Origin of the sequence: Streptomyces flavusporus, from assembly GCF_046267975.1 — a bacterium.
In the GTDB taxonomy this organism is placed as follows: domain Bacteria; phylum Actinomycetota; class Actinomycetes; order Streptomycetales; family Streptomycetaceae; genus Streptomyces; species Streptomyces flavusporus.
Genome location: NZ_CP176503.1, coordinates 8,855,797 through 8,872,707, shown reverse-complemented (window position 1 = coordinate 8,872,707; position 16,911 = coordinate 8,855,797). Strand labels below are relative to the sequence as shown.

The following is a 16,911-nucleotide window of genomic DNA, read 5'->3' as shown; positions in this document are numbered from 1 at the left end:
TTTCACAAATGGAGAAGGAGATATCCATGCCCAAGCCCGTTTCTCACCCCTCCTTCCGTAGTGTGCTTGCCGACAAGCGCGCATTGGGCGCGGCCGTACGCGTCGTCGGCGTCCACGATGCTCTCGGTGGAAGACTGGCCGAAGCGGCCGGCTTCGATGCCGCCTGGGCTTCCAGCCTGGAGGTCTCGGCGGCCCGCTGTCTTCCCGACGCGAGCATCCTCACCATGACCGAGTACCTCGAGGCCGCGGCTCACACTCAGAAGGCCATCGGCATTCCGGTCGTGGCCGACGTCGACACCGGTTACGGCAATAACCTCAACGTCGCGCACATGGTCCACGAATACGAGGCTGCGGGCATCACTGCGGTGTGCATGGAGGACAAGCTCTTCCCGAAGATGAACACCTTCGTGGCCACCGCGCAGACCTTGCTGGATACCGACGCCTTCTGCTCCAAGATCAAGGTTGCCAAGGACGCCCAGGGCAGCGACGACTTCTTCTTCATTGCGCGCACCGAGGCCCTGATAGACGGGCTGGGCGTGCAGACTGCCCTGGAACGTTGCACCGCTTACGTCGAGGCTGGCGCCGACGCCGTCCTCATCCACTCCAAGTCCCAGACCAAAGACGAGGTGCTGGAGTTCCTGGGCCTCTGGAACGACCGCGCCCCGGTCGTGGTTGTGCCCACTACGTACCCGGACTGGCACGTGGACGACGCGGTCAAGGACGGGGTGTCCACCGTCATCTACGCCAACCAGGGTCTGCGTGCCACGGTGTCCACCCTACGTGACACCTACATCTCGATCCTCCGCCACGGTGACACTACGCGCCTCGAAGACGACATCGCCTCCGTCGAGGACATCTTCGAGCTTCAGCAGCTGGCCGACTGGCGGAAGCTTGAGTCGGCGTGAGCATCAAGCACTCACTCGTGCGGGGAGCGGCACTCAAGGCGCCGCTCCCCGCAGTGTTCTGGTGGCTGTTCGCCGGCACCCTGCTGAACCGTCTGGGCATTCTCGTCCCGTCCTTCCTCTCCCTCTTCCTCGCTGCCGAGTCCCACACCCCGGCCACGACCATCGGCGTCCTGGTGGGAGTCTGGGGCACCGGTTCCGTACTCGGCGCTCTTGGAGGCGGAGCACTCGCAGACCGCACTGGTCCTCGGGGCGCCATCGTCACCTCCCAGGCTCTGGCGCTCGTCGCCTGCGCTGCCCTCGCTGGCGTGCACGCACCACAAGCCTTGGGCGCTGCCGCCTTCCTGGCCGGGTGCGCCTCCACTGTGCATAAGCCCGCAGGCGCAGTCATCGTGGCACGGACGATTAAGGAGAGCGAACACGTACGGGCATTCGGACTGCTGTACTGGGCCTCCAATATTGGTGCCGCAGTGTCCCCCTCAGTCTCCGGCTTCCTCCTAGAATCATCCGGATACTGGCTCATCGCCCTCAATGTCATCACTGCGACCGCCTACGCGACGATCGCCTTCCGGCTACCTGGCGCACAGCCCTCAACTGCCGGCGTTACGGCCGCCAAGGGTCCGGAATCGCTCAGCGGACTCGTCGCCCCCTTCCGCACACCGGCCACCGCTCGATTCCTGCTGCTCTCCTTCTGCCTCGCTGCGATCTACCTGCAAAAGCAGTCAGCACTCGCTTTGGACATGCAAGCGCATGGCCTCACCCCACACACCTACGGGCTGGTCATCTCGCTCAACGGCTTTCTCATCATCGCCGCACAGCCCTTGGTCTCTCGATGGGCCCGCCGCCTGAACGTCGACACCCAATTCCTCCTGGCCGCCGCACTCGTGGCCGTCGGGTTCGGGGCCAATGCCGTGGCTGGGCAACCGTGGACGTACGCAGCAGCACTCGTTGTGTGGACCGCCGGAGAGATCCTGCTCGTTCCCCAGGCATCCGCCTTCCTCGTCCGCCACGCGCCCCAAGGACGCACCGGCTCGTATCAAGGCGCTTATCACTTCGTGTGGAACCTCGGCCTCGTCCTCGGCGCACCCATCGGCGTCACAGTCCTGCACACCTGGGGGTCCGTCACCCTGTGGACCGGCGCACTGGCCCTGGGCCTCTCGGTGGCGGCCGTTCACACCGTGAGCTCACTCAGGGACCGTCGCCGCAGGACCGTCCCACCAGGGGCATCTGGTGAATTCCGGGCCTGAGACATCCCGGCGTCAACCCACGAGGACACATCGTGGCCTTCGGGACTTCACGGCGTCGGTTGCACCTCTGCTGATCATGTGGCTTAAGGTGAGCGCCGTCGCAGCAAGAAGCGATGGGGAGGGGCAGTACGAGTGGCGTTCCTGACCGACAGACAACGCCGCAACTAGGGCACGTTCACGCAGGTGCCGGACGGCGGACAGCTGGCCGGCTACTTCATGCTGGACCGCGACGCGCGGCGGCGGGCGACGGCCTGCCGGGGCGAGAGGTCGCAGCTTGGCTACGGTATCCAGCTCGGCACCGTGCGGTTCCTGGACACCTTCTTGGACAACCCGGAGGACGCGCCCGCCGAGGTGGTGGAGTATGTCGCCGACCAGCTCGGTCAGTCTCCGTCAGTGCTCGCCGGGTACGGCGCCGAGCGCACCCGCTGGGCCCACAAAACCGCCATCAAGGACGCCTGCGGCTACACCGAACGCTCCGATCCGCCGCAGCCCCCACCCCTCGTCCGAGGCCGCCGCCATCGCCTCCACCCGGGCCTCGTCCAACGCGCCCACCAGCGCGCTCCGCAGCTCCTCCAGCAGACGCATCCGCAACGCGGGGGCCAGCGTCCAACTGCTGACAGAAGCGCTCCACATCCGAGCGCAGGAACCCCACCCGCGGGTCACTCACCTCATCCACGCGGCACAGCGAACAGCCAGCCCAGTCCGGATGTCAAACCATGTGACACCAAACTGCACTCTCTGCGCCGTTCCTACTCGACCCCCTACTCCTCCCTCGGCTGGCGCCACGAGGCCGACGTCTTGATCGCCCGGGGGCCGGTGGTTCCCTCCAACCGGTAGGACTGGCTCACACTGGCCGATCCGCCCATACGCACGGCGCACTCCTGCGGATCCCACCGCGAAGATGCCCGGATGTACTGCAATTCCGTTCCGGCTGTATTCCGGTTGGCCGCCAATCTCGCCTGCCCCTGTCAGAGACCATCCGCAGGAAGGCGAAGCGCGCTGTCATACGGGCCGGGCGGGATGTGAAGGGTGGCGGTGTCGTAGTCGCCGAAGCGGAGCACGTTGTCCCTGCGGTGCGGGCTGAGCGCGGCAACGTCGTCGGGGTTCACCTCCCGGCCTTGGGCGGCCATCTGGCGAAGTGCGTCGGTCATGTCGACGGTGGTGGAGAAAATAATGCTGTTGGCCATCAGGTCGAGGAACTTGACGGCCTTCTCCTGGAGTTCGGGATCGCGGGAGCGCAGGTAGCCGTCTCCGCCGAAGTGCAGCCATTTCGTGTACCCGTTGTATGCCTCGGCCTTGTTCGTCGCCCTGGTGATCTGCTCCCGCAGCTGCGGGTCCGACAGGTAGCGGAGCAAGACGATCGTCCGGACGGCGCGGCCGACCTCGCGGAAGACCCGGTAGACCTGGTTCTTGCGGGAGTGGTTGTTCAGGCGCCGCAGGAGGGTGACGGAGGACACGGTGCCTTCCCGTACCGACAGGCCGACCTGCATGAGGTCCTTCCAGCCGCTCTCGATGAGCTGCCAGTCGATACAGGCGCGGATCAGCGGAGAACAACGCGTCGATATGCCCGTAGCGCGCCTGGGGATCGGGGCGGTGGAAGGTTAGGTCCTGGAAGTTCCGGATCCGCGGCAGCAGGTCGATGCCGAGCAGGTGGGCGAGCCCGAAGACCGGGAAGGACTGGCCCTGAGTGTCGGCGTGTACGGTGTCCGGCCTGACCTCCGACTCGTTCGCAAGGAGCGAGTCGATGAGGTAGACGGCCTCCCACACCCCGCACGGGATGAACCGGGAGAAGAGCGCAACGTAGGTGTCGGAGACGAGATGGTGGGCGATCCCGCCGTAGCCGCCGTAGCGGATCGATGTCTCGGCGAGGAGGTTGTCGATGACGGTGTCCATCATGGTGCCGTCCACCGCCGCCACCGACCCGTCACCCCACGCCGCCGTCAGGTCCAGGCCGGCGTGGGCGTTGACGACGTCGGCACCGCACCGGTTGAGAACCGGGATAGTGAAGTGGCGCTTCGCGATCGCGCCGAGTTCGTGCGCGGCCACGCTGCCTCGCATGTGGCGTACTGCCTGGGCGGGGCCGAGCCCGGAGCCGTAGACGAACGCGGTGGTCACGTAGCGCGGCAGGGGTTCCTTCAGCTTCGGCTCGCTGCCCGAGCGCGGGCCGGGCCGTTTCCACCAGTCCGTCCAGTGCGCCGCCCGCGCCAGATGTTCCAGCACGCTGCGGGCTGGAAGACGCTCGGAGAGAGCTTCTTCCAGCTTCTCCGCGGAGGCGGTGCGCTCGCCTGCTCTTCGCACCGCGAGGGAGGGGACGCCGGTGACCGGGTCGATGGTGAGATCCTTGTTGTCCGGATACCCGGCGTCCACGGTCTCGGCGATCGTGGTGAGCCGCTCGCGCAGCCGAACGGTGAACTCGCTCGCGGTGGCGAGGAGGCCGGCCTGCTCGCAGAAGTGCGCGAGCTTGGGCTCGCACTGCTCCCAGGGCAGGAGCATGCGGGTCCAGTCACCGTAGTCCTCGGCGCCGATCACGGCGACATCACCGCAGCGCAGCTCCTCCACGAGACAGGCGAACACCATTGCCTCGAAATGGCGGCGGACCAGCATTCCCGGCTGTTCACGGGAGTAGACAGTCTTCAGCCACATCTTCGGCGCGAACGACAGGTCCAGCCGTACCGACTCCCCGTTCTCGTCCTTACGGGTGGGATGCGTGTCCGCCACGAGGGGCCGGGTGAGGTGCTGAGAGGCGAGGACGTGGTCCAGCGCCTCCAGCACGCTACGGTCGGTCGAGGTTGCAGTGAACGACAGACGGCGGGCGATCTTGAACATGGTCGGCCGGTCCGGTTTGAAGAAGCGCTCAACCAGCGCCGTGTAGTTGCTGCCCCGGTAGGCGTCCAGGGCCTCCAGCTCCGCCAGCTGGGCCTCGAACCCCCCCGACGTCTCGATCGCAGCCCGGGCGTTCTTCAGCGCCAGCAGGTCATCCAGCGATGCTTCCCCCTCCCACGCGCCGGGAGCGGCCTCGCCGCTGCCGCGCAGGGCGGTCAGCACGTCCCGGAAGGTAGCCAAAAGCTGCTCGGTCGTCTCCTTCTGCCGCTTCTCGATCTCCAGCAGCTCTTCCTGGGCCCGCTTGAGGTGCCGGGACATGCGCTTGGAGAGCATGACCACGGTCTCGTCCCGCACCGCCGCCTGCACCTGCGCCAGCAGGCACACGGTCATCGCGGTGCGGCGGGGCTCGGCGATGTCCTTCATCTCGCCCACCGACAGCACTCTCGCCTGCTCGGCCAGCGCGGCCACCTTCGCCGGCGGTGTCTTCCCCACCCAGAAGACGGCATCCCCCAGCCCGTCCACCCTCTCCATCCGCTCCGCATGAGCCCGAAACCGCGACCATGTCGCCCGCCGCGCGGGCTGCTTGATCCACGCGAACAGGCTCTGGTACTCGCCCTCGACGACCTCCAGCATGCCTGCGACCCGCTGCCGCGCCGCGTCACTCATGCGCGCGACGATCGCCTCGCACTGTGAGGCTTCCACCTCGGAGCGGATACCGGCAGCCATCCGGTCCAGGGTGGAGAAAGCCGGAAGCTCCAGCCGCTCCTTTTGCCGGACCAACTCCTCCAGCGCCACGTTCACCAGGTCCGCGGTATGCGCCTTCACCGGCGCCACCGCCCGCATCGCGACTTCCGCGACCGCGCGGGCCTCGCCCGGCTTGTGCTTCAGCTCCAGGCGGTCACGTACGGCGGAACGGTAGCGCTCCTCGCTCCGTTCGGAATCCGCCTCTGGCACCGTCCCCGCAGCGAGCCCCGCCTGATCACGCACGTGGGCCACGACCACCTCGGGTATCTCCCCAATCTTGAGGACACGGCCCAGCCGTGCCGCGGACTTCAGCATCACCAGCAGCGCCAGGACCCTGCCCGGGCGGTCATGCGTACGCTCACGTGCCCACGCCACCTCCTCCGCCGACGGCGTGAAGAACTCCCGCAACTCCCGTTCCGAGATCAGCCTCTTGAACCTCGGATACGCCGTCCGCTCCAGCGACGCCACACCAACCGCCCCACGCCCGACCGTCTGACAGCGGCCACCATAAACAGCGACGATCCCGGGAGCGGGGCCAGGGCCAGATCACGGAGCGTAGGCACACTCACCGTATTCGATCGTCACGCTCTGCTATGAAGTGGCGGCTTTTACGCGTATCTCCTCCGCCCACCATGCAGACGAGCCAGGACCAGACGCCCGCCACGACGCCCAGCGCCAGGTGACCGGGGACCCGGGCCAGGGTCTGCGGGGCGAACAGTGCGGCGGAGCTGACGAAGGTGAGGACGACATTGCCCGGCGGTCCGATGCGCGTCGCGTCGCACAGCACCTTCTGTACGGCAGCCAGCAGGGCGCCGACGGTGACCAGCGCGACGGCGTTCGTGGTCAGCGAGGCCACGACCAGGGCGGCGGCGAGCCCGCCGAGCATGCCCAGCACCAGCCACGCCAGCGCCCTGGCCCGGGCGGCGTACGGACGGTTGTGGGCGTACAGGGCGCACAGGGATCCGGCCATCGTGTAGACGGCCAGGTCGAGGCGGTCGAGCGCCAGGAGGGTCAGGTTGGGCGGGGCGACCGCGGCGACCACGCTCAGCGCGGGCTTGAACCAGATGTCGGAGGGGCCGAGGCGCAGCACGCCGATGAGCGGGAGTCGGCGCAGGCGCTGGGTCGTGGGGGCGAGGGTCGCACTGCTCATGTCGAACAGCTTAACAGGTGTTTTACTAGTAAAAGAAATCGGGCGAGATGGCCTGCCGGTGCCGCCCCGCCCTCCCGCGCTCCGCCGAACGCTCCCCGCGTACACCCTTGCGCTCGCGTGCGCGCCGAACGGACCGGGCATCCCTTGACCGACCGTCGACGCCCTGTCGACCGGACCGTCGAGCGGGGAGGTGCGCGTGCACGGACCGGCTGCGTCCGGCTGGCTGCTGGTCGCGCTGTGCACGGCGACCGGCGCCTACTGCCTGCTGCGCCTGCGCAGCACCGTCGAGGAACAGCGCCGGGCCGCGGTCGACGAGGCGCTGATGGGCTTCGGCATGGCCGCGATGGCCGTACCGACGGCCGCGTACACACCGCCGACCTGGGCCTGGCCCGCCTTCGCGGTTCTGTTCGGCGCGGCCGCGCTGCGCGCCCTGTGGGCGGCCCGGGGCGGGGCCCGCCATCTGCACCACCTGGTGGGCGCCTCGGCCATGGTCTACATGGCGGTGGCGATGGCCGGCACCCCGAACGACACCTCCGGACACGGACACGGCAGCACCGGACTCCCCCTGCTCACCGGGCTCCTGCTGCTCTACTTCTCCGGATACGTGCTGCTCGGCGGAGTGCGCCTGATACCCGCCCCGGCCGTGGCGGGCGCCCCCCGCGCCGCGGGGTGGGGCGACCGGCCCGAGCTGGCGCGGGCCTGCCGGCTGTCGATGGGCATCGCCATGGTCGCGATGCTGCTGACGCTGTGAGGGGCGGCGGACGCGGACGGTACGAGCCCCGTGGTCTGTGTCACTTTGCGGGAAGGCGAGCCTCCCACTGAGCCGCCGCTCATAAGGTGTCCCCATGATGGTCCCCGCGGCACTGTTGCTGCTCGGCGCCCTGACCGCCGTCCTGGCCCCACGGCTGCTCGCCCGGACCGACTGGCCGGACCGCGAACCGGTGGTTGCCCTGTGGGTCTGGCAGTGCGTGGTGGTGGCCGTACTGCTGTGCTGCGCGCTGTCGATGACGCTCAGCGCGGCGGCCGCCTGGCAGGCGGTGCGCGGCCATGTGTTCGCGCCGGCACCGCGCGCGGTCGTGGAGGCCTATGCGCTGGGTACGACCGGCCCCTGGGCGGCGACGACAGCGCTCACCCTCGCGTCGGGCGCCGTCTGGACCGCGGTGATGCTGGTCCGGGAGGTCGTACGGGCGCAGGCACGGCGTCGGCGGCGACGTGCCGAACTCCTCGTGCGGGCCCCGATGTTGCCGGGTGAGGAGCCGGGGAACGGTCGGCTCGTCGTCCTGGAGGGTGAGCGGCCGGACGCCTGGTGGCTGCCCGGCACGGCACCCCGGCTCGTCCTCACCACCGCCGCCCTGCGCCGGCTGAAGGGACAGCAACTGGACGCCCTCCTCGCGCACGAGCAGGGACATGCGCGGGCCCGGCACGACTGGCTGCTGCACTGCTCGGCCGCACTGGCGTGCGGATTCCCGCGGGTGCCGGTGTTCGCCGCGTTCCGCGACGAGATGCACCGACTGGTGGAGCTCGCCGCGGACGACATGGCCTCCCGCCGCTTCGGGCGGCTGACCACTGCGCTCGCGCTGGTGGGAGTCAACGAGGACCGAGGCGTGTTCGGCCCCTGCCCGACGCCGCAGGCCCATGTGCCGCAGCGGGTGCACCGGCTGCTCACTCCCCCGGACCGGCTCACCGCTGCCCGGCGGCTGCGGCTCACGGCGACGGCCGCGCTCGTGCCGGTCGTACCATTGCTGGTGGCATTCGTACCCGGGTTGCGGGCACTGGGGTAGCCGCATCCTGGGAGGGGGGGTCGCCTTCCGCCCCACCAGTCGGCGAGGATCGCACCATGCACATCCCCACCGTCGAATCCCCACCCCGACCGCCGGAGCAGCGCACCGCCCGCCGCGCGCCCATCACGCTGGCGCTGTGCTCCTTCCTGCTCCTCGTCCTGGTCGCCGCCGAGTGGCACCCCCTCATGAACCTGGACGGCGACGTCTCCCGCACCACCCATCGCTGGGCGGTCGAGGAGTCCGGGATCACGCAGGTGTGCCGCATCCTCACGGACTGGGTCTGGGACCCGCTGACGATGCGCATCCTGTGCGGGGCGGTTGTGGTGTGGCTCGTGTGGAAGCACTCGGCGCGGTGGACCGCGGCGTGGCTGGTGGTCACCGTCGCGCTGAGCACGGCCGTGCAGCAGTCACTGAAGGCCGCGGTGGACCGTGCGCGCCCCGTCTGGTCCGACCCGGTCGACTCCGCTCACTACGCGGCCTTCCCCTCCGGCCACGCCATGACCGCCACGGTGGTCCTGGGCCTGCTCCTGTGGCTCCTGCACCGCCACGGCGCCGCCCGCGTCCTGCGCCGTACGACCCTCGCCGTGGCCGTGGTGTCCGTGCTCGGCGTGGGGCTGACCCGGGTGTGGCTCGGCGTGCACTGGCCCTCGGACGTCGTCGGCGGCTGGCTGCTGGGCGCGACGGTGGTGACGCTCGCGGTGACGGCCCACGAACGGTGGCGATCCTGAAACCACGCCCGGAAACGAACCGCCTTCGGCGTGGAACGCGGGTCCATAGGATCACCGCATGATCGCCGTGCTGTTCGACTTCTCCGGAACCCTCTTCCGAGTCGAGTCCACCGAGTCCTGGCTGAGCGCCGTACTGACCGAGGCCGATGTCCCGCTGCCCGAGCCCGAGTTCGGCAAGGCCGCGCAGGCGCTGCAGGCGGCCGGGGCGCTGCCCGGCGGGGCGCTCCCGGAGCGGGTGCCCGTCGAACTGGCCGACGTGTGGGAGGTCCGGGACCAGAGCTCCGCCCAGCACCGAGCCGCCTACACCGGCCTCTCCCGCCAAGTGCCGCTGCCCGACCCCGGGTTGCACGACGCGCTGTACGACCGCCATATGACCCCGGCCGCGTGGACGCCGTACCCGGACGCCGCCGAGGTGCTTCGGACGCTGCACGAGCGGGGAGTCGGCATCGGCGTGGTGAGCAACATCGGCTGGGACCTGCGCCCGGTGTTCCGCGCGCACGGGCTCGACCGTTACGTGGGCACGTACGTCCTGTCGTACGAGCACGGCATCCGCAAGCCGGATCCGCGGCTGTTCGCCGCGGCCTGCGCGGATCTCGGCGCCGATCCCCAGCAGGTGCTGATGGTGGGTGACGAACCCCGGGCGGACGGCGGCGCGGCCGCCCTGGGCTGTGCGGTCCACTTCGTGCACCACCTGCCGGCCGACGAGCGGCCCGACGGGCTGCGCCCGGTACTGGACCTCGTCGACTGACCCGGGAAAAAACGACCGTCTGTCTCGGACGATCCCCCGCGTCGCCCGAGACAGACGGCACCGCCGATCCCGGCCGTGCAGAGGCCGGGACGGACGCTCTGAGTATAGTTGGCTGGCAGCCAGTCAACGCAGGAGTTACAGCATGACCCCCCGTAGCGCCTCGGTCAATGAAGAGTTGCGGCGGCGTTCCCGGGAGCGGCTCCTGCAGGCGGCGGTCGAGCTGGTCAGCGAGCGGGGATACGAGGCCACGACCCTCGGCGACATCGCGGACCGGGCCGGCTCGGCACGCGGACTGGTGTCGTACTACTTCCCCGGCAAACGCCAGCTCGTGCAGTCCGCCGTGCACCGGCTGATGCACCGCACGCTGGAGGAGGCACTGGAGCGCGAACCGCGCACGGAGGACGGCCGGGAGCGGATGGCGCGTGCCATCGACGCGATCCTCGGCCTGGCCCGGGACCGGACCGTGCTGATGCGCCAGCACATGGCGGGACTGCTGGACACCGAGGGCTTCGTGCAGTGCCCGGAGCAGCAGCGGCTCGCCGAACTGCTGCGGGACACCGTGGCCCGGCACGGCTCCCGGAACGCCGAGGCCGACTATGCGATGCTGCGCGCCCTGCTCATGGGGGCCGTCTACGCGATGGTGCTGCCGAACGTGGGGATGCCGATCACTCCCCTGCGCACCGAGCTGTTCCGGCGCTACCGGCTCGACTGGGAGCTCGGGTGCCCGCCGGACGCCGAAACGCCCGGCGGGACACGCGACGGGGATCTGTCACGGTTCTTCGCGACAGACCCGGCAGACACACCGACCCTCGGTCGGCCGGCCTCGGATCAGTCGAAGTAGTCCGGCTGCGTCTGCACGTTGAGCTCGTGCAGGCGGACACGCTTCGCCGGGTCCGTGCGCCGGTCGTCGAGCTTCAGGACGTCGAAGCCCTTGGCGATGTCGTTCGAGTAGATGTAACCGTTGTAGTAGTACGCCGACCAGGAGCCGGCGGTCGTGACCCGGTCGGTGGTCAGCGGACCGCGCTCGAAGTAGGCGATCTCCTTCGGGTGGGCGGAGTCGGTGAAGTCCCAGACGGAGACGCCGCCCTGATACCAGGCCTGGACCATGATGTCCTTGCCCTTGACCGGGATCAGCGAGCCGTTGTGGGCCACACAGACCTCGGTGTCCGCCTGGTGGCGCTCGATCTTGAAGTAGCTGCGGAAGACGAGCTTGCGGTTGTCGCCCTTGCCGACGATGTCGTAGATGCCGTCGGCGCCGCGGTTCGGGCCGATCTCCTCGTTGCAGGTGGCCGCGCCACCGCCGCCCAGCTCGTCGGTGAACACCACCTTGTCGGCGTCCTGGTTGAAGGTCGCCGAGTGCCAGAACGCGAAGTTCACGTTGTCCTGCACCTGGTCGATGACCTTCGGGTGCTCCGGGTCCTTGATGGAGAACAGGATGCCGTCACCCATGCAGGCGCCCGCCGCCAGGTCCTGAGAGGGCAGCACGGTGATGTCGTGGCAGCCGGTCGTCTTGGAGACACCCGGGTTGGTCGGCCCGCCCGGGTTGCCGCCGCCGTCCGGGCCCTCACCGGGGAAGAGCACCGGGAAGCCCACGAGCGCAGCCTTCTCCGGCGCGTTGCGAGGCACCTTGATGACGGAGATGCCGTCGTGCGGCGGCTGGCAGTCGGGGTACGCGGCGTTCGGCGAGTACGAGGAGACGTAGATGTAGACGTTCCTGCGCTCGGGCACCAGCGTGTGGGTGTGCGAACCGCAGGCGGTCTCGACGGCGGCGACGTACTTCGGGTTGCGCTTGTCGCTGATGTCGAAGACCTTCATGCCCTCCCAGGAGGACTTCTCGGTCACCGGCTGCGTGGTGCTGTTGCAACTGCTGTCGCTGCGCGAGGAGTCGGTGGACAGGAACAGCAGGTTGCCGGAGACGGAGATGTCGTTCTGCGAGCCGGGGCACAGCACCTGGGCGACCGTCTTCGGCGACTTCGGGTTGCTGATGTCGAAGATGCGGAAGCCGTCGTAGTTGCCGGCGAAGGCGTACCTGCCCTGGAAGGCGAGATCCGAATTGGTGCCGGGCAGCACGTCCTTGGGGATGTTCGTGACGTGCTCGATGTTGTCCGAGTGGACGACCTCGTCCTGGCCGGGTATCTCCCCGCTCTCCAGGGCCTCGCGCACCTCGGCCTGGGCGCTGTGGGACACCTCCTTGTCGGTTGCCGGGCCGTCCCCCGGGTCGGGGGTCGCGGCCGCCGGATGGACCGTCAGCAGCGCGGCCAGGAGTCCGGCCGCTGCCGCGGCAACTCCCAGGCGTCTGCGCCGCGTTCGGGGGTTGTTCAACAGGGTCACTGCTTCCTCCCTTGTTCCGTTCGTCAGGGAACGGTTCACGGACCCCCGAAGTATCGTCTTCCGCATGCACAGATCAACAGGGGGCAACGAACATGTAATGAAGGTTTTCGCTCGTTCATGAGTGGAAGCGTGTTAGGACGGTGACCAGCACTCACAAGGTGCCCCCTCATCCCGCCTGCCACAGGAGGTCGTTGTGCTCTTCCGTCGAGCGTCGCGCGCGTCCCTCACCGCGGCCTCACTGGCCACCCTGGCCGCCCTCGCGCTCGGGGGCTGCGACTCCGGCTCCGACGCGGATCCGGACCGGGCGAGCGGCCCCTCGGTGCTCGTGCCCGGCAAGCCCGGCGAGGCGAACCGCACGATGTCCGCCGAGGACGCCGCACAGCAGCGCGCCGACGACGACACGCCCAACTCGGCGGACATCGACTACGCGCGGATGATGATCGAGCACCACTCCCAGGCCCTGGAGATGACCGAACTCGCCCCGGAACGCGCCGAGTCGTCGCGGGTGAAGAAACTGGCGGAACGGATCGAGGCCGCGCAGGGTCCCGAGATCGCGGCGATGAGGAGCTGGCTGGAAACGCACGGCGAGGACGAGAAGAGCGACGGCCACCACCACGGCCCGATGCCCGGGATGGCCACCGAGGCGCAGTTGAAGAACCTGCGCACGGCGGAGGGAAAGGCGTTCGACCAGCTCTTCGTCACGCTGATGATCACCCATCACGAAGGGGCGATCACGATGGCCACGGATGTGAAGTCGCAGGGCAACAACGTGCGGACCGAGGAGATGGCCGACGACGTGATCGCCCAGCAGACGAGCGAGATCACGCGCATGCGCGGAATGCTGTGACCTCCGCGCCCGTGTGACCTCTGCGCCCGCCGGGCCCGCTCAGCGCCGTGCGTGACGCGGGGTCAGGAAGCCCGCGTCCCGCGCCTGGGCGATCAGCCTGAGCGACCGGCGGCGGCTGTGCCCGGTGGCGCACATCACCGCGAGGACGGGGTCGAGCCCCTCGTGCTGCGCGGCGCGGTATTCCTGCGCCACCAGCCGGCTCCCCTCGATGCCACGCGGCCAGGCGGGGCGGGCGCGCCTGCCGCCCGTCGGCTCCCCCTGCAACGGCTCGGTCGCCACGCCGCCGCACACCGAGAACAGCGGCTCTTCGATCCAGTCGGCGAACACCGCCAGATCGTCGAGGGACAGCGCGGGCCGGGCCTGGACGTCCTCGAGGTTGACAAGGCCGTCGGCCGCCACGGCGAGTGCGTCGACCCGGGCGCCGTCGGCGAAGTCGAGCCGCACATGGAACCACGCCGTCGCGCCGCTCTCCTCGCGCACTTCCCACGCGGGCCACACAGACACCGCACCGTCCTCCGGACGGCGATCAGAAAGATCAAGAAAGGATGCTTCCAGCACGCACGCAACGTAACCGCATGATCACACTCCATACGAACGGACACGCGCCCGTCCTTGGCGCGGCACCCTGTCAGCGGAGCGGCAGCGGTGCAATGCTGGAGCCGTCAGCGATCTCCTGTGATGCACCGGACGATCCACCGGACCACCGGACTAAGGAGTTCCGCCGTGCTGCGTGTCGCCGTCGTCGGCTCCGGGCCGAGCGGGGTCTACTCCGCCCAGAGCCTTGTCCAGCTGGACCCCACCGCGTTCGTCGACGTCCTGGACCGGCTGCCGTGCCCGTACGGTCTGGTGCGCTACGGCGTGGCGCCCGACCACGAGAAGATCAAGTCGCTGCAGAACAATCTGCGGACGGTGCTGGAGCACGAGCGGGTGCGGTTCCTCGGCGGCGTCCAGGTCGGCGCCGGCGGAGTGCCGGCCGCCCGGCTGCGGGAGCTGTACCACGCGGTCGTGTACTGCGTGGGAGCCGCGACCGACCGGCATCTCGGGATCCCCGGGGAGGATCTGCCGGGCAGCTTCTCGGCGACGGAGTTCGTGTCCTGGTACAGCGCGCATCCGGACGCCGTGGAGGACGGGTTCGTGCTCGGCGCCCGGTCGGCCGTGGTCATCGGCGTGGGGAACGTCGCCGTGGACGTCGCCCGGATCCTGGCGCGCGGCGCGGCCGAGCTGAGCCCCACCGACATGCCGCAGTCGGCGCTGACCGCGCTGGGGGCGAGCCGGGTGACCGGCATCCACATGGTGGGGCGGCGCGGCCCTTCGCAGGCCCGCTTCACCACCAAGGAGCTGCGCGAGCTGGGCTCGCTGCCGGGTGCCGAAGTGAACGTGGATCCGGAGGAGTTGGCGCTGGATCCGGCGTACGTCGACCCGTCCGCGCTGCCGGCCGCGCAGCGCCGCAACGTGGAGGTGCTGCGGGGCTGGGCCGCCCAGCAGGCCAGGGATCTTCCGCGCCGGATCCGGCTGCGGTTCTTCCTGCGCCCGGTGGAGTTGCTCGCCGAGGGCGGGCGCGTGGGCGCGGTGCGGTTCGAACGGACGCTGCCGGACGGGCAGGGCGGCGTGACGGGGACGGGACGGTACGAGGAGATCGAGGCCCAGTTGGTGCTGCGGTCGGTGGGCTATCGCGGAGTGCCGCTGGAGGGGCTGCCCTTCGACCCGGCGACCGGCACGGTGCCGCAGCTGGCCGGTCGGGTGCTGCGCGGCGGAGTCGTGGCGCCGGGCGAGTACGTGGCGGGCTGGATCAAGCGGGGTCCGACGGGTGTCATCGGCACCAACCGGCCGTGCGCCAAGGAGACGGTGCTGTCGCTGCTCGAGGACGCCCCTGTTCTCGTACGGAAGGAAGTCCCCGAGGATCCCCTCGCGGTACTGCGCGCCGAGGGCGTCGAGCCGGTCGAGTGGGCGGGGTGGCGGGCCATCGAGCGGGCCGAGGCGGAACTCGGGGCCTCGCTCGGGCGGAGCGTGGTCAAGCTGCCCGACTGGGAGTCGCTGCTGACCGCGGCGCGCGGGGTCGACTCGTAGCAGAACCCGGCGCCGCCGGTGGGCAGGACACACAGCTGCAACGAGACGGAAATCAACAAACTGTTCAAGCCGCTTACGGTCTCCTGCAGTTCGGATGTTCCCCGCTCACCGCCGCTCTGGAGTGCCCATGGCATCGACCGCGCCCGTCCATCCCGTCGATGAGGTCCCACCCGTACGACAGCTGGCCGCCTTCGGGCTGCAGCATGTGCTCGCCATGTACGCGGGCGCGGTGGCCGTGCCGCTGATCGTGGGCGGTGCGATGAAGCTGCCGCCGGCGGATCTGGCGTATCTGATCACCGCCGATCTGCTGGTGTGCGGCATCGCCACGCTCATCCAGTGCATCGGCTTCTGGCGGTTCGGCGTGCGGCTGCCGATCATGCAGGGCTGTACGTTCGCGGCCGTGTCGCCGATGGTCATGATCGGGACGACCGGCGGCGGACTGCCCGCGATCTACGGCTCGGTGATCGTCGCGGGACTCGCGATCGTGCTGCTCGCGCCCGTTTTCGGCAAGCTGCTGCGGTTCTTCCCGCCGCTGGTCACCGGCACGGTGATCCTGATCATCGGTATCTCGCTGCTGCCGGTGGCGGGCAACTGGGCCGCCGGTGGTGCGGGGGCCGAGGACTTCGGGGAGCCGAAGAACCTGGCGCTCGCCGCGTTCGTGCTGGCGGTGGTGCTGGGCGTGCAGCGGTTCGCGCCGGTGTTCCTGAGCCGGATCGCGGTGCTGATCGGGATCGCGGTGGGGCTCGCGGTCGCGGTGCCGTTCGGGTTCACGGACTTCGGCGGGGTCTCCGACGCGGACTGGGTCGGGATCAGCACGCCGTTCCACTTCGGGGCGCCGACCTTCGAGGTGTCGGCGATCGTGTCCATGCTGGTGGTCGCGCTGGTGTGCATGACGGAGACGACCGGTGACTTCATCGCGGTCGGTGAGATGACCGGGCGGAAGGTCGAGCCCCGCTCTCTTGCGGACGGGCTGCGCGCCGACGGTCTGTCGACCGTACTCGGCGGTGTCTTCAACACCTTCCCCTACACCGCGTACGCGCAGAACGTGGGCCTCGTCGGTATGACCCGGGTGCGCAGCCGCTGGGTCGTCGCGGCGGCGGGCGGCATCCTGGTGCTGCTCGGCCTGCTGCCCAAGCTGGGCGCGGTGGTCGCGGCGATTCCGGCGCCGGTCCTCGGCGGCGCGGGCCTGGTGATGTTCGGGACGGTCGCCGCGAGCGGCCTCAGGACCCTGGCCGAGGTCGACTTCAGGGGCAACCACAACCTGACGGTCGTGGCCGTGTCGGTGGCCATGGGCGTGCTGCCGGTCGGTGTGCCGACGATCTACGACCGGTTCCCGGACTGGTTCCAGACGATCATGCACAGCGGCATCAGCGCCGGCTGTCTGACGGCGATCGTACTCAACCTGCTCTTCAACCACCTTCCCGCGAAGGCGGGTTCAGATCTCGCCGAGGCGGGCGGCCTGCCGGTCGGCGGCGCCGAGAGGCACGTCGAAAAGCCCCGGGGAGAGGCCGTCTAGAGGGCGGCTCCACTTCGTCCGGTTCGG

At 69.5% G+C, this 16,911-nt stretch carries 14 protein-coding genes and 2 pseudogenes; 11 read left to right on the top strand and 5 right to left on the bottom strand.

The genetic code is table 11. From position 1 onward, the window contains the following. Positions 1-26 precede the first annotated feature (26 nt). The 3 genes from ACKTSN_RS41665 (at position 27) to ACKTSN_RS41655 (ending at position 2,986) form a co-directional block, all read left to right on the top strand. Positions 27-905 (top strand): isocitrate lyase/phosphoenolpyruvate mutase family protein, encoded by an 879-nt coding sequence (locus ACKTSN_RS41665; protein WP_409473808.1) that lies wholly within the window; start codon positions 27-29, stop codon positions 903-905. Beyond that, entirely contained in the window at positions 902-2,149 is a 1,248-nt protein-coding gene (locus ACKTSN_RS41660; protein ID WP_409473807.1) for an MFS transporter, read from the top strand. Before ACKTSN_RS41665 ends, ACKTSN_RS41660 begins: the two co-directional genes overlap by 4 nt. 183 nt (positions 2,150-2,332) lie before the next feature. Continuing rightward, positions 2,333-2,986 carry a DUF4158 domain-containing protein gene (locus tag ACKTSN_RS41655; RefSeq protein ID WP_409473806.1) on the top strand — a complete coding sequence of 218 codons (654 nt, stop codon included), beginning with the start codon at positions 2,333-2,335 and terminating at the stop codon, positions 2,984-2,986. 131 nt (positions 2,987-3,117) lie between these two features. Here the strand turns inward: ACKTSN_RS41655 and ACKTSN_RS41650 are convergent, their stop codons facing one another. From ACKTSN_RS41650 to ACKTSN_RS41640, 3 genes and pseudogenes are all read right to left on the bottom strand, one after another. After that, entirely contained in the window at positions 3,118-3,663 is a 546-nt protein-coding gene (locus ACKTSN_RS41650; RefSeq protein WP_409475050.1) for a Tn3 family transposase, read from the bottom strand. A 61-nt stretch (positions 3,664-3,724) separates the two neighbouring features. Further along, positions 3,725-6,184: pseudogene (locus tag ACKTSN_RS41645) on the bottom strand (Tn3 family transposase); the annotation flags it as partial. A 154-nt stretch (positions 6,185-6,338) separates the two neighbouring features. Then, a pseudogene (locus tag ACKTSN_RS41640) lies at positions 6,339-6,866 on the bottom strand (FUSC family protein); the annotation flags it as partial. Positions 6,867-7,062: 196 nt separating this feature from the next. Here ACKTSN_RS41640 and ACKTSN_RS41635 point away from each other — a divergent pair. The 5 genes from ACKTSN_RS41635 (at position 7,063) to ACKTSN_RS41615 (ending at position 10,964) form a co-directional block, all read left to right on the top strand. Beyond that, a complete protein-coding gene (locus tag ACKTSN_RS41635; RefSeq protein WP_409473805.1) occupies positions 7,063-7,617 on the top strand; it encodes a DUF5134 domain-containing protein in 555 nt (184 codons plus the stop codon). Between the two features lie 94 nt (positions 7,618-7,711). Next, positions 7,712-8,647 carry a M56 family metallopeptidase gene (locus tag ACKTSN_RS41630; RefSeq protein ID WP_409473804.1) on the top strand — a complete coding sequence of 312 codons (936 nt, stop codon included), beginning with the start codon at positions 7,712-7,714 and terminating at the stop codon, positions 8,645-8,647. A gap of 56 nt (positions 8,648-8,703) precedes the next feature. Next, positions 8,704-9,375, top strand: a complete 672-nt coding sequence (locus tag ACKTSN_RS41625) for a phosphatase PAP2 family protein (protein WP_409473803.1) — start codon at positions 8,704-8,706, stop codon at positions 9,373-9,375. A gap of 58 nt (positions 9,376-9,433) precedes the next feature. After that, positions 9,434-10,123 (top strand): HAD family hydrolase, encoded by a 690-nt coding sequence (locus ACKTSN_RS41620; RefSeq protein ID WP_409473802.1) that lies wholly within the window; start codon positions 9,434-9,436, stop codon positions 10,121-10,123. Positions 10,124-10,265: 142 nt separating this feature from the next. Further along, positions 10,266-10,964 carry a TetR/AcrR family transcriptional regulator gene (locus ACKTSN_RS41615; protein ID WP_409473801.1) on the top strand — a complete coding sequence of 233 codons (699 nt, stop codon included), beginning with the start codon at positions 10,266-10,268 and terminating at the stop codon, positions 10,962-10,964. Here ACKTSN_RS41615 and ACKTSN_RS41610 read toward each other — a convergent pair. Next, positions 10,952-12,454 carry an LVIVD repeat-containing protein gene (locus ACKTSN_RS41610; RefSeq protein ID WP_409473800.1) on the bottom strand — a complete coding sequence of 501 codons (1,503 nt, stop codon included), beginning with the start codon at positions 12,452-12,454 and terminating at the stop codon, positions 10,952-10,954. The genes ACKTSN_RS41615 and ACKTSN_RS41610 overlap by 13 nt on opposite strands. 193 nt (positions 12,455-12,647) lie before the next feature. On the opposite strand from ACKTSN_RS41610, the gene ACKTSN_RS41605 reads away from it, so the two are divergent. Beyond that, the gene (locus tag ACKTSN_RS41605) at positions 12,648-13,301 is read left to right on the top strand and encodes a DUF305 domain-containing protein (RefSeq protein WP_409473799.1); all 654 of its coding nucleotides are present in this window, start codon (positions 12,648-12,650) and stop codon (positions 13,299-13,301) included. Between the two features lie 39 nt (positions 13,302-13,340). Here ACKTSN_RS41605 and ACKTSN_RS41600 read toward each other — a convergent pair whose 3' ends face one another. Next, positions 13,341-13,805, bottom strand: coding sequence for a DUF6214 family protein (locus tag ACKTSN_RS41600; protein WP_409473798.1), 465 nt, complete (start codon positions 13,803-13,805; stop codon positions 13,341-13,343). Positions 13,806-14,024: 219 nt separating this feature from the next. On the opposite strand from ACKTSN_RS41600, the gene ACKTSN_RS41595 reads away from it, so the two are divergent. Then, on the top strand, positions 14,025-15,368 hold the full coding sequence (locus tag ACKTSN_RS41595) for an FAD-dependent oxidoreductase (RefSeq protein ID WP_409473797.1): 1,344 nt from the start codon (positions 14,025-14,027) through the stop codon (positions 15,366-15,368). A gap of 127 nt (positions 15,369-15,495) precedes the next feature. Continuing rightward, positions 15,496-16,884 carry a nucleobase:cation symporter-2 family protein gene (locus tag ACKTSN_RS41590; protein ID WP_409473796.1) on the top strand — a complete coding sequence of 463 codons (1,389 nt, stop codon included), beginning with the start codon at positions 15,496-15,498 and terminating at the stop codon, positions 16,882-16,884. Positions 16,885-16,911 lie beyond the last annotated feature (27 nt).